This is a genomic window from Lacimicrobium sp. SS2-24, assembly GCF_002201535.1.
Classification (GTDB): Bacteria; Pseudomonadota; Gammaproteobacteria; order Enterobacterales; family Alteromonadaceae; genus Lacimicrobium.
Map to the genome: position 1 here is coordinate 287,547 of NZ_NIWW01000002.1, position 16,108 is coordinate 303,654.

The window sequence follows — 16,108 nt, forward strand, 5'->3', positions numbered from 1 at the left end:
GCCTGATGTGCGGCAACATTGCTGTCAGTGTAGCGCTATATCCGATAAATAATGAAGTCTAATTGCATCAGGCGGTGCCCCCCACCGTCAGTTGATCGACCCGCAGTGTGGGCTGGCCAACACCGACAGGCACGCTCTGGCCATCTTTACCGCATACACCCACGCCCTTATCCAACGCCATATCGTTGCCAATCATGGACACCTGGCGCATCACTTCGGGCCCGTTACCAATTAATGTGGCGCCTTTGACCGGGGTGGTGATTTTGCCTTTTTCAATCAGGTAGGCTTCAGACGTGGAAAAGACGAATTTACCCGATGTAATGTCGACCTGACCGCCCCCAAAATTGGGCGCGTACAATCCTTTGTCGATACTGGCAATAATTTCCTCAGGCTCATACTTCCCGCTTAACATATATGTGTTGGTCATTCGTGGCATGGGAAGGTGTGCGTAAGATTCCCGGCGTCCGTTGCCTGTTGCGGATACGCCCATCAGCCGGGCATTGAGCTTGTCCTGCATATAGCCCTTGAGCACACCATCTTCTATAAGCACATTGGCCCGGGTTGGGGTACCTTCGTCATCCATATTCAATGAACCCCGGCGTTGCTGGAGTGTTCCATCATCCACTACAGTCACCCCTTTGGCGGCGACCTGTTCGCCAATGCGGCCGCTGAATGCGGAGCTGCCTTTACGGTTAAAATCACCCTCAAGGCCATGTCCTACGGCTTCGTGTAAGAGCACTCCAGGCCAGCCATTTCCTAATACCACCGGCATGGTGCCCGCAGGCGCATCCACTGCCATCATATTAACTCTGGCCATATGCAGTGCCTCGTCGGCCAGCTGGTGGTATCTTGGCTGCCCCTGATCCAGCTCCAGTAACCAGCCATAACCATAACGGCCACCCATACCGGCACTGCCGCGCTCCCGGCGCCCGTCTTTTTCCATCAATACGGAACAATTCAGGCGCACCAGAGGCCGCACATCGGTGCTGTAGGTGCCATCCGTGGATGCCACCAGAATCTCTTCATAGACGCCGGTCAGACTTACGATCACCTGACTGATATTTGGCTCCAGCTTACGTACATGTTCATCGAGATTGCGTAACATCGACACCTTGTCCTGTTCGCTCAGGTCGCTCAATGGATTAAAGGCCCGGTACAGTGACTGACTGTCAGAGTGCTGTGTGTGAAAGGCGGCAACCTGATGCTGTCCGCCGACACTGGCGATATTGCGGGTTGCTTTACAGGCCTGCAACAACGCGGATTTGGAAATTTCATCCGAGTAGGCAAAACCGGTTTTTTCCCCACTCACGGCTCGCACGCCGACGCCACGCTCAATATTGTAGCTGCCGTCTTTGATGATGCCGTCTTCTAACACCCAGCTTTCATGGTGACTGGACTGAAAATACAGATCGGCGAAGTCATTATTGTGCGCATAGATTACTCCCAGAGCCTGTTGCAGATCACTGGCCTGCAAGTCAGAGGCATGGAGTAAGTTAGTTTCAACCTGTTGGTTCAATCGAATAACTCCTGAATTGGTTGTGTTGGCGTACGGGCATATTGGCACGGATTTTCTGTAGCGCTTTTTCATCTACAGGGGCCTGAATGATGCCCTCACCCTTTCGGATCATGTTCAGCACTTCGCCCCAGGGCGAGAGAATCACTGAGTGGCCGTAAGTCTGGCGACCATTCTCGTGTTCTCCGCCCTGATTGGCGGCTACCATATAGCATTGTTTTTCGATGGCTCTGGCCTGCAATAAAGGCATCCAGTGCGCCTGTCCTGTGACCTGCGTGAAGGCTGACGGTAAAGTCAGTACATCCACGTCATCCATGGCCTGAAATAAGCCGGGAAAACGCAGATCATAACAGACTGCCAGTCCTAAACGCCCGAAGGGGGTGTCGACGACCACGACATTTTTCCCCGCTTCGGTGGTGGCCGACTCTTTATAACTGCGTGTGTTGTCATCCACCTGTACGTCAAATAAATGAATTTTCTGATATTCGGCGACCTGTTCGCCTGCGGGGTTAAAGAGTAAGTTCGAAGCTGTAAACTTATTTGGATCCCTTTGCGACCTTAGGGGCATAGTGCCCGCTACCAGCCATACCCCGTATTGTTTGGCCATGCTGGCCAGGGCTGACTGGATCGGGCCTGCACCGGGTTGCTCGGCGAGTTCAAGCTGACGTTTATCACTGCCGCCGAAACAGGCAAAGCACTCTGGTAACACCACCAGGGTGGGCTCACTGACATCCAGATTCGCCAGCAATCGATCCACCTGTTGCAGGTTTTGCTGTGGCTCGGGTGTGGAGATCATTTGCAATGCGACTAAATTAGCCATTAATTGCCTCCTCTTTGCTGTTGTCCAGTGACCCGTTACTCTGGGGCTCTGGCTGAGTCTTTGCGGGTAACTGGATTTCCCGACTGTCCCGGCCAAGCTCCTCAAGTACGGGTTTATCCAGGGTGCCGGTAAGTGAATACTTGATATTGGAGATGACTTTGGCGGAGGTTAACACCTCATCAATAGCCAGCGCAGCAATGGCTGCGGGTGTATTGATCATCCAGGCAAGGATCACCGGCAGACTGGATGTGACTTTGGGTGTGAAGCCAATATTATAGTTAATGGCCTGAGTATTCAGATCAGTATAACCGGCCAGGGTCATTTTGCCCGCTGAGCCGTCTATCATGGTGTCTTCTGTACTCACTAAACCGTCTTCGATCTGAAAGGTACCACTCATCTGATCATAGAAAAAGCCCTTGGCAAAGACATCCCGAAAATCCAGAGTGAGTTTGCGGATCAGGGATTCCAGACTGAGAATACTGAAGATGCGCGCGCCTTTGTCGCTCACCTCAGTCAGATAGCCGTCACCTAACTCCCAGTCCACATCACCATTGATGGTGGCAAAGTTGAAATTAAAGGGTGCCTGTTGCCAGGATAAGTCGAAGTCCATGCGGGCGGACGAGTCACGAACCCCGGCATCAAAGCCAAAATCTCTGATCAGACCGCCAAAGTCTTCAGACTCAAATTTTCCGGCAAGCTGAGTGCGGCTCTGCTCAGGGCTGATAAACCAGTCGCCGCTGGCACTGAGTCTGTCATCGTTGCGCTTAACATCCAGAGTTTGAATCTGCATGCCATGACGGGCAGGAACCAGTTTAAGGCGAACTTGTCCCAGATCGTGGCCGGCATAGTTGCAGCGCTGGCAGTTGACTTCAATGGGTGGCAATTCTTTACTGTCGCGCAGTGCCAGTCCTTCTTGCTGCTGCCAGGCGGGTAAATTGAGGTAGTCGGCTTCGACTCTCACGCCCCGCCCGCGCCAATCGTGGCTGATTTCTATGTCGGCGCGACTCTGACTGGAGTTAACACTGGCAAGCCAGGCCAGGTCGGTATGCTTGACATTGATCTCGACCCTGTCAAATTCGCCACCATATAGATTCATTCGCTCAGCGTTAATGAAGATTCGCTCTGGCAACCCCAACGGACTGTGGCCCGATTCGCCCATCGATCCGATCAGTGCGTTGATGCTGTCGATGATTTTTTGCGCGTCAATAAAGGGTAAATTGGCAGACACACTAAAGCCTGTTCCCATGCCGGTAAAGCTGCTGTCGCCCAGTGCCAGATGAGCCCGGGAAAAGCGCATCTCTTTGTGAGGCAACAGGCCATTAAACCTGACCCTGTCACCAAAAAGAACGCGCACGTTGGAAACCAGCTCGTCTCCCTCTACATCAATGATCAGAGGTTTCTCCTGCTCTGCGGGCTTGGCAAAGGGATCCGGTAGCGCCGAGGCAAACCCTGCCATGTCGGAACGTAGATAAAACTCGTACTGGTATCCCTCAGGCGGCAGTATAAGCGCCAGATCAGCCTGCCATTTCGTGCTGCCCTCCACATAATCGGCCAGTGAATTGCCCTGCCTATTGAGTAACGCGCGAATATCCCAGTCGCCTTTTAGCTCAATGTCTGAGCGATAGTGCTGCGCCTTTTGCTGACCTTCCAATGTGATATCGACCGGGTGTTCAAACAGCCTGGCGGTTAAATCTCTGGCAGCAATCTGGTCATTATTAAAGGTCAGCTCCCCCGTGAGATCCTCCACACTGAGTTCAAGATTTTCAATATACACGGGGTTGTTGGCAAAACTGACCTGACCGCTGGCTACAACCTCTTTGCCGGTAAGGGGAATACTAAGGTTCATGCGCGTACTCAACTCACCCTCGATACGGATTTGCTCAAGGACTTTGCCCAACGAATCAGCCATCTGGCTATTGTTCATCAGCGCTGCGACATCGCGGCCCTGCGCTTGGGTGTCAATGTCGATAGACAAGGTGGCAGAACTGACGAGCCTGGGGATGACGGCGTTGATCTGGCCTATTTGCAGATCCTGTAGCTTGCCGGATTCGCTGGTCATGGTGAGGCGTTCATTTTCGAACAATAACTGCATATCCAGCTCAGTCAGAGAAGGCCAGTTCGCATCGAAATCAAATTCGCTGTCCGCAATACTGACACTGGCCTGAAATATGCCGTCATTGTTGCTAAAGGGAAAGGCGCTGACCGGTCCATGCCACAATAGCGTGGCCCCCTCTATCTGGCCTGAGACGAGTGACCGTTCAAGATAAGACTGGGTCTGTTGTCCCATTAAGTCGCCGGGAAAATAATGCCGGGCGTCTGCCACCGCCATTTCATCAATCTCAGTCAGCAGGCTCAGGCTGTTGTTGTGCGAATGAAACGCCAGTGCCTGAGTGACGTTCAGCTTGTCGCTCTCAAAGCGTATTTTGGGCGCCACAATATCCAGTTGTTGCTGCGCAAGGGTAAAATATATATCCCCGTAAAATCCGTCGTAATCCAGGTTATTACCGAGTAACAGCTCGCTGTTGAGGACACCGCTGGCACCATCAAAATGTAATCGTCCCTGGTTATGATGCCAGTCCAGACGCCCGTCCACATTGCTCAGGCCAGGAATAAGCGGACTCTGGTGGGTGCTGAAGTCCTCAAACGCCAGGGTCAGTGCCAGGTTACGATGACCATCAATCGTAGCGTGAATGTCAGAGAGCTGCGCCTGTGGGGCGAGTCTGGTGAGTGCGGCATAGTCGTCAGAGGGCATAAGCAGTGCGCTCAGTGGCATTAATGATGCCAGCTGCAGATCTTCCGAGTGCACTTCAAGTGCATCAGTCGAGGTGTGCTTACCCGCAAGATTAATAAGAATGGGCGTGTCCTGATTCAACTGCAGTTGCAGGTTATCCAGGGCAAAATGCCAGTCTCTGTCCACAGGGCTTGCGTGCAATGTGCCACCCAGAAGCTGCACGTCCAGCGACTCCTGGTCCTGCCAGCGAAAGCGGCTGTCATTGATATCAACCTGCAGCGACGTGGGCTTTGCGTCGTAAATATCTGCCCAGAATGTCATGTTGACGCGAGCAAAAACCAACTGCTTGTCACTGGGGTTGACCTGTTCTACCCACGGAGAAATATCCAGATCTTTTGCATCAGCATAGAAGGTGCCACTGAGGTCGTCCCTGCCGCCCTCCAGATCCAGAATAAAGCGGGTTGAATTGCGCGTCAGTTCTGCCACGCGCATCAGGCCCACGCCCTGATGCTGATTGTCTTTGTTTAACCAGCTCAGTTGTTCAATATGCACTTGCTGACGTTGACGGTCAGTCGCCAGAAAAAGCTCACTGTCATTGACCGAGAAACGATGTAGTTGTTCCAGAAACAGTTCTTTGAGGGCATCAATAACCGGATAATCGGAGCTGCCGGCCTCAAGCCTCGGAATATCCAGTGCGAGGGTCAGGCGGTTGAGGTTAAAACGTTGCGATTGCACTCGTCTGTTGAGCAGGCTGGACCAGAAATCCAGTTCAATCTGAGTTTCTTCAATGTTGAGCTGAATGGGGGAATCCAGTTGATTGTTCAGGGCAATGTCCTGCAATACAATTGCCGGACCTGAGCCCTTCCAGGTGGCGCTGATGCTGCCAATTTGCAGATTGGCGCCATATTCTTCGCTGATATAACGTTCCAGCCAGTGCTTATAGTCATCCATATGCGGCAGGGCCAGTCTCAACAGACTCAGTAGCACCGCCAGACTCAGTAAGACAATCGCACTGAGGGTCCAGAGTTTTCTTAATGTCCAGGAAAGATAAAAAATGGCAGGACGGGACGCGGTACTGGTCACATCATCACCACGTCGTACTTGTCCTGATGGTACAAGGGTTCTGTCTGAATTTTGATTTGTTTGCTGACAAACAGCTCAAGCTCGGCAAGCATGTGTGACTCTTCTTCCATCAGGGCGTCTGCTACGGCTGGGGCGGCATACACCACAAATTTATCGGCATCGTAGGCCCGGTTGACGCGCACAATCTCGCGCATGATCTCAAAACAGACGGTTTCAACGGTCTTCATTGAGCCGCGGCCCTTACATACTGGACACTCACCACAGAGAATATGTTCCAGACTTTCGCGGGTTCTTTTGCGGGTCATCTCAATGAGACCTAAGGCCGTGAAGCCATGAATATTGATTTTTGCGCGATCTTTACTGGTTGCCATCTCCAGGCTGTGCAGTACCCGCCGCTGATGATCGGCATCTGTCATGTCGATGAAGTCGATGATAATCATGCCACCCAGATTACGTAATCGCAGCTGTCTTGCGATGGCCAGCGTCGCTTCAATATTGGTATTAAAGATGGTCTCTTCGAGGTTGCGATGGCCCACAAAGGCACCGGTGTTGATGTCGATGGTGGTCATGGCTTCAGTCTGATCGATGATCAGGTAGCCACCGGATTTAAGATCTACCCGTCGTTCCAGCGCACGCTGTACCTCATTTTCCACATCGAAAAGGTCAAAAATAGGACGCTCGCCCTGATACAGTTCGAGCAGACTGTGTAAACCGGGTACGTATTCTTTGGTAAAGTCCACCAGCTCATTGAAGACCAGTTTCGAATCTATACGGATCTTATCCAGCTCTGTGCCGACAAAATCCCGCAACACACGCCTGGCAAGGGGCAAGTCCTCGTACAACACATGGGTTTTACGTGCCTTCATACGGGATTTGACTTTATTCCACAAACGGCGCAGAAACTGAGCATCCTGAGACAGCTCATCCTCTTTGGCACCCTCTGCGGCGGTGCGCAGAATAAAGCCCCCGTCGTCGTCACAAAACTCCTGTACCAGGGTTTTCAGCCGCTCTCTTTCCTGCTCATCTTCGATGCGCTGAGAGACACCAACGTGGGAAACGCTTGGCATAAACACCAGATAGCGTGAGGGCAGGGTGATATCGGTGGTGAGGCGGGCGCCCTTTGTCCCTATGGGATCTTTGACTACCTGTACCACAATGTCCTGGCCATCGCGCACCAAATCGCGGATATCCTGCCGAACGAGGTGGTTCTCTGTTACTTCATCGATGACTTCATTGTGGATGACAATATCCGAGGCATGTAAAAAGGCGGCTTTTTCCAGGCCGATATCTACAAAGGCTGCTTGCATACCCGGCAGCACCCGGCTGATTTTGCCACGGTAAATATTGCCCACCAGCCCACGCTTGGTATGGCGCTCCACATGGACTTCCTGCAGGATACCGTTTTCGATCAGGGCCACTCTGGATTCTGAGGGGGTTACATTGATCAGCAGTTCTGCACTCATAACACCTGATTTTCCTTCAGCAATTCGCAGGTTTCATACAGCGGTAGCCCGACAACGGCGCTGTAACTGCCCTTGATGTGTGTAACAAATCGCCCAGCCAGTCCCTGTATTCCATAGCCGCCTGCCTTGTCTTTGGGCTCGCCGGTCTGCCAGTACCAGTCAATCTCTTCATTGCTGAGAACTTTAAAACTGACCTGGGTAATAACCAGCCGATGTTGCAAACCCGTGTCGGTATGCAGGGCGACGGCGGTCATCACCTGATGCGTAGCGCCACTGAGCAGGCGGAACATCTGTGTAAACTCGGTCTTATTCGCGGGCTTGCCCATCATCTGCCCCTGACAAACGACCACCGTGTCAGCGCCCAATACCGGATCTACATGGCCGGCTTGTTGTCTGCCTGCCTGTGCTTTCTTGCGTGCCAGTCGCACCACATAATCAACCGGGTCTTCCTGTTTGAGCTGGCTTTCGTCCACGTCCAGAGGAAGCTGACGAAACTCAACCTGTAACTGCTTTAGCAATTCAGCGCGCCGTGGTGATCCAGATGCAAGAATTAACATGTCAGTTTACCTTCAGTTGGCGACGGACTTTACGCAGTATCAGAAAACACCATGGCCAGAAGAGCATGGTGGTTAATACCGGCCACAAGTAATTAAACATAAAATAGATATCGGTGAGCAGATGCTGCAACCAGAAAATTACCAGGTGATAGAGTGAAGTCAGCAGACCTACCATAAAGGCTTGCTGCCATACCGAGTAGTTACGCAGGCGCTGGTAATTGGCGGCCAGAATAAAAATCACCAGGCTCAGCGCAAAACTATGGATACCCAAAGCGGTACCCAACAGCAGATCCAGTAACAGGCCATTGATAAAAGCCACCCCCACATTGACCCGTTGCGGCAATGCCAGCGTCCAGTAAGCCAGTACCAGTAACACCCAGTCAGGTCTGAACGGGTCGGCAACAATCGGCATGGGCATGATTTGCAGCATCAGAGCAACCAGCAGGCTGATGGAAATGGTGTAGTTGCGCAGACTAAACATCCTTTCTTTGCTCCTCAGTGGCAACCGGTTCACTGGGCGCATCCTTTGGCCATAGCAGCAGTAAATGTTTGAGTCTGTCGAGCTGAGCTGCAGGCTTGGCTCTGACAACAGCAAAAGGCCGAGTCTCATCGCGCACGACTGTGGTCACTTCTCCCACTGGATAGCCCTCCGGAAACACATCGCCCAAACCGGAAGACACCAGCACATCGCCCACTTCAATATCAGTACTGTGGGGTACATGATTGACGCTCAGGCGGGAAAGCTGCCCTGAACCGGAGGCCACCATACGCACATCATTGCGTACAACCCTGACCGGCACACCATGGGTCACATCGGCAATCAGCAGCACCCGACTGGTCGTAGTGCCCACCTGCATCACCTGCCCCACAATGCCTTTGTCATCTAACACTGGCTGGCCTTCGTAAACACCGTGAATGGTGCCCTTGTTGATCACAATCTGATGGCTGTAGGGGTTGTTATCAACGGCCATAAGCTCGGCGACAACTTTGCGCACACCGGGGCGAACCGGTGATCCAAGCAGGCTGCGGAGTCTGTCATTTTCTTTCTTAAGCAGATTGAAGCGCTGGATTTCCTCACTCATGAGAATATTCTGACGAGTCAGTCGGGCATTTTGCTCCAGCAATTCCCGCTGCGTTGTCACTGCGCTGGAGGCCTGATTGAGCATTTGCCCGGGTAAATTGGCCATATACTGGAGCGGACTGACCAACGAATTGAGATAGAGCCGGATAGTACTGAAGCTATCCAGCCTGTGATCAAGAATAATCAACAGCAATGACAGCAGGCTGGCCAGAATTAGCCGGCTCAGCAGAGAGGGGCCTCGGGCAAAGATCGTATCCATACTAAACAACCAGGCTCTGAATACAGAGCGAGTCCTTACCGAACGTGCTCCTGAATGGATTCATCGCCTGATTGTCCAACTTATTCGTAACTGAACAGGTCGCCGCCGTGCATATCGATCATCTCCAGCGCTTTGCCACCACCACGGGCAACACAGGTCAGTGGATCATCGGCGATAACCACTGGAATACCGGTTTCTTCCATCAGCAGACGATCAAGATCTTTAAGCAATGCACCGCCGCCGGTGAGCACCATACCGCGCTCAGAAATATCAGAGGCCAGTTCTGGTGGTGATTGCTCCAGTGCTACCATGACTGCAGAAACGATTCCGGTCAGTGGCTCCTGCAGGGCCTCCAGAATCTCATTGGAATTGAGGGTGAAGCTTCTTGGAACCCCTTCGGCAAGGTTACGACCACGGACTTCAATTTCTCTGACTTCCTCGCCCGGATAGGCCGCGCCGATTTCGTGTTTGATGCGCTCGGCAGTGGCCTCACCAATCAGTGAGCCAAAGTTGCGGCGGATGTAGTTGATGATGGCTTCATCAAATTTATCACCACCAATGCGTACGGAAGAAGAATAGACGACGCCGTTAAGTGAGATAATCGCCACCTCGGTGGTACCACCACCAATATCCACCACCATTGACCCTGTGGCTTCTGATACCGGTAGTCCTGAACCAATAGCCGCCGCCATGGGTTCATCAATCAGAAACACTTCCCGGGCACCGGCACCCAGTGCGGATTCCCTGATGGCCCGGCGCTCTACCTGGGTGGAACCACAGGGCACGCACACCAGCACTCTGGGGCTGGGACGCAGGAAGTTATTGTCGTGTACCTGTTTGATAAAGTACTGCAACATTTTTTCTGTGACATAAAAGTCGGCAATCACACCGTCTTTCATTGGTCGGATAGCCTTGATGTTGCCCGGGGTACGGCCCAGCATGCGCTTTGCTTCGGTGCCTACTGCTGCGACACTTTTTGGTCCACCGGCTCGCTCCTGGCGAATGGCAACCACGGAAGGTTCATTGAGCACGATGCCCTGATCCTTCACATAAATCAGTGTATTGGCTGTCCCCAGGTCGATAGATAAGTCATTGGAAAACATTCCGCGAAGCTTTTTGAACATGAACTGACCTGGTCCTTAAAGTCCCTATTTTGAATAAAACAGGGTATAACTGAAACTGGCTTAACTTTACCAATGCCCCAGCCACTGCACAAGTTGACAGTGGCGACTTAGGTATAAAAAAACACTAAAAAGTAGATTTTTTTGCCTTTGGTCAGATTTTTCTGACCAAAGTCAGAAAATCTGTCTTTTCGCTTCAGGCACAATGGTCAGATTCAGACAACAGAATCACCATATCATTCCCTGCAAAACCAGAATTCCTGAAAGTAAGCAAAAGAAATTAACCACAGAGGCACGAATGACACACAGGACTCAATAAGTTATCAGTCCGCAGTCATCAGCTTTCAGTCAGCAAAACAAAACCCCACATTTGCGGTAAATTATCATGCTTTTTCTGACGACTGACAGCTATTCACTAAAAACCTGTGAGTTACTCAAAGATTTCACGCCAGTGAATGATACGGTCGTTGCCCCGATATTGCCCAAAAGTCGCCACCGAAGTAGGGGGAGAAAGTGCCATACCATCGCCCTGCCAATCAAATTGCAGCCACTGAGGTGCATCCAGCCATTCGACACTGACTTCACCCATTTCTCCACTGGCACTGAGTACAAAGCCCTGCATGGGGACAAGGGGGCGTCCGCCGGTCACCACACCATCACCGGACGCCGTTGTGGTGAGGCTGGTGGTCAGTTGTAAGCCACTGGCATTATAGCTGGTGCAATTATCATCGCTATTACGCAGCCAGTCGCTGCCATCATAATATTCCACTATCAGGGGGAGCGGCAGAGGTTCGGTTTCCTGACCATAAGCATTGGTCAGGTTCGCGCGCCCGTAGCGCAGATTCGCGCCATTGATATCGCCGAGCGTGAAGGCCAGGCAAGGGTCGTCAGCGGAGGTTCTGAAACAGACGCCGTCGGCATCCGTGAGCGCCCCCTCACTGATGATAAGATCCAGTGACGGCGTCAGGGGTGCCAAAGGCGTTGTCCCTTTATCGTACGTGAGAGTGGCATTGTCGATGCGATACACACCTACGCCATCGTAACTGTCCAGTTCCAGTTGAGTCAGTTGTTGCGCTCCGGTGTTGGCAGTCAGTGTCTCGGCGTAGCTGCTGTCACTGTAACTGAGCTGTGCAGGAATATCCCAGCCACCGAGGCGCCATAAGCTGTTGGCATAGTTATTTGTAACCTGGTCCTGCTGGTTACGGGCTTCTATGCGAATCGCCGGTTGCAGTTGGTTGGTCTCATCAAAGCCAATTGCCTCACCCATATAACTGAAGGAGCTAACCTCGGTACAGGTGTCGAGCAATGCGGGAACGTTAGCCGTAACAGCAAAATAGGCGGGAATAAATCGGCCCAGGCTGAGGTTGTTAGAAGTGATACTGGCTGAAAAATAGTTGCTATCGATGAGAGATAGGTTGTAAGTACCCACTTCTGATAGCGTCGCCTGTACACTGCTTATGCCGCTACTAAAACTCAAGGCAGCCTCATCCAGATCCGTGAAGATACCGGGACTGTCCTGACTGAATGTGCCGGTGCCGCTGATATCCAGTAAGCCCTGCATGCCTTCGCCATCGGGAATGTCTTTAATCAGACGAATCTGTAAGTCACCGGGCTGATAATTGGGGGTTGCCTGATTGTGGTTGCCCCGGGCTTCGACCGTCAATGCAAAGGCATCGCCGGCGATCTGGGGAGAGGAGGCGCCATGACTCAGGATCAATTGTGTGGGCACGACAGCAAAGGGCAGGGAGTCACCGCTCAATGTTGCGCCAGTCTCATTGCTGGTTGTCGCTGCGCTGAGGCGGATCTGTCCGGCATCACCATAAGCCACCGAGAGATTCGCCTGTCCATCGCTACCAAAATCGACTTCTACGCTGTCTCCGCTATCAGATACAGGTTGACCATTAACGGTCATAACGGCCTGTGGGTGGGTGACGGTATTACTGCAACTACCGGGGTCGATACAGTCCAGGGTGAATGTCACCGGATGGTTATCGCTAAGGGCGCTGGCGCAGGCGCCGGTTTCGCTGTCGGTGCGAATTGCCTGTAAACCCAGTACAAAGTTACTCCCCGAGCTCTGGGTTGATTCACCGCTGAATCGCAATGCGGTATCGGTGGCTGTAACAGCACAGCCACCGGGACATTGCGTGGGGTTAGCTGGCGTCTCTGGCGTTGCATTGCTTGTTGTCAGGGTATAATTGCCTGTGACCGGAATACTGAGGCTGACCTGAGACTGACTGGCATTGCTGAAGCTGGCGGTCACCGCGTTAAAACCGCTACTGGTTTCGGCAACATTAACGCTACCGGAAAAGGCGTATTGGATAGAACAATCTGCATTCTGACAAGCTATCACGTTAACATTGTAGCGCTCGCAGGTCAGGGCGGTGGTGCTGTGGATCAGGCGAAAATGGTCAATGCCGGGACTACTGCCCGAGCAGGGGCCCACATTGCTGTTCTCATCACATTGCACTCCCTGAATGTCGCCATTGCAGGACTCTGTGGCGCCACAGGGCGCATTAACATAGCCGGTAATGGTGCCATTATTGTTCAGGCTTCCGGTAACGTTAACATTACCGTTGATGATCGTATTATTACCAATATTGAGGGTTGCGGCGGTGATATTGCCGTTGATGACGGAGTCCTTATCCAGATTGATACTTGCCGCGATGATATCGCCATTGATCTCGCTATCTTTGGCTAGGGATAAGTTGCCGGAAATCGTCAGGTCACCATTATAGTTCGTGTCTTTATTAATATTGACAGAGCCGGCTACTAACATGTTGGCATTGATTACGGCTTCTTTACTGATATTGACATTGCTTCTGGCATCTATGGTCAGACTGGCTGCATTGCCACCGACATTGGCTTCAAACTCCTTTTGCATGGTGAAATCGCCCGTTATCACCAGAGTAAGAGGAGAGGTAATGAAAACACGGGTCTCTTTAGTGAACTGCAGGTTACCGTTACAGGTAATGGTGCTACCACTAAGACTGCAACTACCCGGCAGGGAAGCAGTTTGTGCCGGAAGACTGTAATCTTCAGCATGCAAGGTGAATGAAAGGCCCCATAAACCAATGGCTAGCGGAATAACCCAGCGTCTCATCATGGTGCAGCCCTGGCATTGAGTGTCACGGTTCGCGATGTGACGATGTCGCCGGCTTCGCAGGTGGCGGTGCTGGTCACTTCATAATAAGCAGTACCGGCGGTCACGGTGGCAGTGCAACTGCTGTTAACACTACAACCCTGCAGTCCGCCCGTGGTCAGAGATAGCTGGGTCGTCGCGTCGCAGGCATTGGGTTCATTTTTACTGCCATCCACACATACCTGATTCACTGAGCCGGGTGGGCATAGCGGAAACACCTCACCGAGTTTGACTTCCAGTCCGGTCTTTGCCGCCTGGTGGGCGCGCAGGCCGTATACCTCGAAAATCAGGGTGTCGCTGGAGGCAGACAGCAGCCGGTTCAGGGTCAGTACCAGTAATGCCATCACCACAATCACAAACAGACTGATGATCAGCATGCTGCCACGCTGGTTGTGTTGATAAGCAAAGGAGCGGGTTTTAGGGAACATTAGGCAAATGGACTTCGTTGTTAAATACCACTAACTCTTCGTTGAGCTCAAACCGGAGCTGCAATTGCACCAGAGCATTCCTGTTCAGCGTAGCAGATTCAAGCCTGAATGGCCTGTCATTGGCATCCAGCGGATCATTAATAACGTATTGTGCCATGAGTACCCCCCGGCCTATACCGGCATTAGTTGGGCTTTCTGATTGAACGTCCCGGTAAGCATAACCGGTATGGCGTGTCAGTCGGTTATTGGCCAGCAGACAATAACTGACCGGTGTCCGGCCAATGTATAAACGCTGGGCGGGACTGTCGGCGGCAAACTGGTGGGCTGAAGTGAGCCGCAACACGTTGCCGGAGACCGGATTGGCATCTGGCGCGACATTGTGACTATCTGAGCCCAGGTAGATATGATCCGGCTGCAGGGGATAGATGATGACTCTGTCGTTGATTTGTCTCTGGTAGCCGCTTAAATCTGCCACCGTGATCTCATCAGACGCGGTCTGTGGGGCGACCGCTACATCCTCATAAAAGCTGCTCCAGGCGATAGGGGCAAACTCGATACAGCGGTAATTATCCGAGATGCGGATGCTATTGGGTACCGCATTGCGTAGCTCTCTGTTGAGCCGTTCAATCACAAAACGGGCTTCACTTAATATCTGATCCCGCTCGGTAACATCCACATAAATTCGGGTACCCACACCCACAAAACTGAAGATGCCGACAGACACGATGGACAGGATAACAATGACCGTGACCAGTTCTATCAGGGTAAAGCCACGGCGAATCATCAGTAGTTGCCCCGGTAAGTGGCAAACTCAAGGGTCTCGTCATTGGGTGTCGTGACGCTGACCCGAATCAGCTTAAGCTGACTGATGCTGCCATCATCTGTGCCATTGAGGTCACTATCATAGAAGCCACTGACGCTGACCAGGAATCCCTGATAAAGGGGCTGCAATGAGCTATTCATGGGCCTGTCAGGGGTATCGAGCAGGGTTACAGCATCCTGATTGCTGATACAAAAGTAATCATCCACATCATCAAAGCTGTCTCGGTCGCTGCAACTTTCGGTGCTATCCAGTCCCAGTGCTGCGGGCATGGAGCAGGATTCGACGCTGCCATCGCCGTTCATATCTTCCCCGCAACGTAGCGAGCCGCCGCTGCGATCGGAGTTTTCATCAAAGGATTTGGCTGAAATTTCGTTGAGCAGAGATTGTGCCAGTTCCGTGGCTCTGGCCTGGTAGATAGGATCAATACTGCGTCCCGACTGGGGTAACAGTAAACTGGTGATCAGGGTCAGCGCAATGCCAAAGACGATGATGCCGATCACCATTTCCACCAGTGTAAAGCCTTTCGCTGCTCTGTTAACAGGCATGAATATAGCCTTGCGATTCCACGCAGACTCTGACACTGGCTGTGCCACTGAAGGTAATCCGACAGCCATTGGAACTGGTGCAGATAAGCTGTTGGGTATTGTTCACCGGACGGCCCATGCTATCAAAACCAATATGGCTGACCGCGCTGCTGCCACTGAGTGCACTGAGCCCAACGTTGTTCTGACTCATCTCATCGGCGTCCGTGCGCAGATAGGAGGGGGCTGTAAAATCAATACCGGTGGTGCAGCTTTGCGACTGCTCTGTGACACCGCCGCCCGCGGCGTAGGACATGGTGGGAGGACCAAAGCCCGGCGAAGCCGTATCAAAGTTAATCTGATAGCAATACCCTGGTCGGGTGTCCTGCATGGCGCGGGTCTGCATGTTGCGAAGGGCCCCTACCAGGCGGGCCTGATAGGTGTATTCCGCCACACCATCGCTACCCTGAAAACGGCTGTAGGCCGACACCGCCAGCACCCCCAGAACGGTGATCACCACAATCAGTTCTAATAAGGTGTAACCGGCGGATTTCATGTTGCTTGGTCTT

General features: G+C 52.4%; 13 protein-coding genes. All 13 read right to left on the reverse strand.

The features are described from left to right. Window positions 1–67: 67 nt before the first annotated feature. The 13 genes from tldD to CCY32_RS05170 all read right to left on the reverse strand — a co-directional run bounded on the left by tldD (window position 68) and on the right by CCY32_RS05170 (window position 16,095). Window positions 68–1,516, reverse strand: coding sequence for a metalloprotease TldD (tldD, locus tag CCY32_RS05110; RefSeq protein WP_088329513.1), 1,449 nt, complete (start codon window positions 1,514–1,516; stop codon window positions 68–70). Next, window positions 1,500–2,333, reverse strand: coding sequence for a carbon-nitrogen hydrolase family protein (locus CCY32_RS05115; RefSeq protein ID WP_088329514.1), 834 nt, complete (start codon window positions 2,331–2,333; stop codon window positions 1,500–1,502). The genes tldD and CCY32_RS05115 overlap by 17 nt, the downstream gene beginning before the upstream one ends. Beyond that, the gene (locus tag CCY32_RS05120; protein WP_088329515.1) at window positions 2,326–6,147 is read right to left on the reverse strand and encodes a YhdP family protein; all 3,822 of its coding nucleotides are present in this window, start codon (window positions 6,145–6,147) and stop codon (window positions 2,326–2,328) included. The genes CCY32_RS05115 and CCY32_RS05120 overlap by 8 nt, the downstream gene beginning before the upstream one ends. After that, window positions 6,144–7,610 carry a ribonuclease G gene (gene rng, locus CCY32_RS05125; protein WP_088329516.1) on the reverse strand — a complete coding sequence of 489 codons (1,467 nt, stop codon included), beginning with the start codon at window positions 7,608–7,610 and terminating at the stop codon, window positions 6,144–6,146. The genes CCY32_RS05120 and rng overlap by 4 nt, the downstream gene beginning before the upstream one ends. After that, complete coding sequence (locus CCY32_RS05130) at window positions 7,607–8,167, reverse strand: Maf family protein (RefSeq protein WP_088329517.1); 561 nt, start codon at window positions 8,165–8,167, stop codon at window positions 7,607–7,609. Before CCY32_RS05130 ends, rng begins: the two co-directional genes overlap by 4 nt. Before the next feature lies 1 nt (window position 8,168). After that, window positions 8,169–8,648 carry a rod shape-determining protein MreD gene (gene mreD, locus CCY32_RS05135; RefSeq protein ID WP_088329518.1) on the reverse strand — a complete coding sequence of 160 codons (480 nt, stop codon included), beginning with the start codon at window positions 8,646–8,648 and terminating at the stop codon, window positions 8,169–8,171. Beyond that, the gene (mreC, locus tag CCY32_RS05140) at window positions 8,641–9,507 is read right to left on the reverse strand and encodes a rod shape-determining protein MreC (protein WP_088329519.1); all 867 of its coding nucleotides are present in this window, start codon (window positions 9,505–9,507) and stop codon (window positions 8,641–8,643) included. Before mreC ends, mreD begins: the two co-directional genes overlap by 8 nt. 80 nt (window positions 9,508–9,587) lie before the next feature. Further along, window positions 9,588–10,631, reverse strand: a complete 1,044-nt coding sequence (locus CCY32_RS05145; RefSeq protein ID WP_062475200.1) for a rod shape-determining protein — start codon at window positions 10,629–10,631, stop codon at window positions 9,588–9,590. A gap of 427 nt (window positions 10,632–11,058) precedes the next feature. After that, the gene (locus tag CCY32_RS05150; RefSeq protein ID WP_088329520.1) at window positions 11,059–13,731 is read right to left on the reverse strand and encodes a polymer-forming cytoskeletal protein; all 2,673 of its coding nucleotides are present in this window, start codon (window positions 13,729–13,731) and stop codon (window positions 11,059–11,061) included. Beyond that, window positions 13,728–14,195, reverse strand: coding sequence for a hypothetical protein (locus CCY32_RS05155; protein WP_088329521.1), 468 nt, complete (start codon window positions 14,193–14,195; stop codon window positions 13,728–13,730). The genes CCY32_RS05150 and CCY32_RS05155 overlap by 4 nt, the downstream gene beginning before the upstream one ends. Further along, window positions 14,185–14,979 carry a type II secretion system protein gene (locus CCY32_RS05160; protein ID WP_088329522.1) on the reverse strand — a complete coding sequence of 265 codons (795 nt, stop codon included), beginning with the start codon at window positions 14,977–14,979 and terminating at the stop codon, window positions 14,185–14,187. The genes CCY32_RS05155 and CCY32_RS05160 overlap by 11 nt, the downstream gene beginning before the upstream one ends. Beyond that, the gene (locus CCY32_RS05165) at window positions 14,979–15,563 is read right to left on the reverse strand and encodes a type II secretion system protein (protein WP_088329523.1); all 585 of its coding nucleotides are present in this window, start codon (window positions 15,561–15,563) and stop codon (window positions 14,979–14,981) included. The genes CCY32_RS05160 and CCY32_RS05165 overlap by 1 nt, the downstream gene beginning before the upstream one ends. Further along, entirely contained in the window at window positions 15,553–16,095 is a 543-nt protein-coding gene (locus CCY32_RS05170; RefSeq protein WP_088329524.1) for a prepilin-type N-terminal cleavage/methylation domain-containing protein, read from the reverse strand. The genes CCY32_RS05165 and CCY32_RS05170 overlap by 11 nt, the downstream gene beginning before the upstream one ends. Window positions 16,096–16,108: the final 13 nt, after the last annotated feature.

Coding starts and splice junctions, on each gene's coding strand:
- CCY32_RS05115 (WP_088329514.1), bottom strand. CDS start 2,333: ATGGCTAATTTAGTCGCATTGCAAATGATCTCCACACCCGAGCCACAG.
- rng (WP_088329516.1), bottom strand. CDS start 7,610: ATGAGTGCAGAACTGCTGATCAATGTAACCCCCTCAGAATCCAGAGTG.
- CCY32_RS05130 (WP_088329517.1), bottom strand. CDS start 8,167: ATGTTAATTCTTGCATCTGGATCACCACGGCGCGCTGAATTGCTAAAG.
- mreD (WP_088329518.1), bottom strand. CDS start 8,648: ATGTTTAGTCTGCGCAACTACACCATTTCCATCAGCCTGCTGGTTGCT.
- mreC (WP_088329519.1), bottom strand. CDS start 9,507: ATGGATACGATCTTTGCCCGAGGCCCCTCTCTGCTGAGCCGGCTAATT.
- CCY32_RS05145 (WP_062475200.1), bottom strand. CDS start 10,631: ATGTTCAAAAAGCTTCGCGGAATGTTTTCCAATGACTTATCTATCGAC.
- CCY32_RS05150 (WP_088329520.1), bottom strand. CDS start 13,731: ATGATGAGACGCTGGGTTATTCCGCTAGCCATTGGTTTATGGGGCCTT.
- CCY32_RS05155 (WP_088329521.1), bottom strand. CDS start 14,195: ATGTTCCCTAAAACCCGCTCCTTTGCTTATCAACACAACCAGCGTGGC.
- CCY32_RS05160 (WP_088329522.1), bottom strand. CDS start 14,979: ATGATTCGCCGTGGCTTTACCCTGATAGAACTGGTCACGGTCATTGTT.
- CCY32_RS05165 (WP_088329523.1), bottom strand. CDS start 15,563: ATGCCTGTTAACAGAGCAGCGAAAGGCTTTACACTGGTGGAAATGGTG.
- CCY32_RS05170 (WP_088329524.1), bottom strand. CDS start 16,095: ATGAAATCCGCCGGTTACACCTTATTAGAACTGATTGTGGTGATCACC.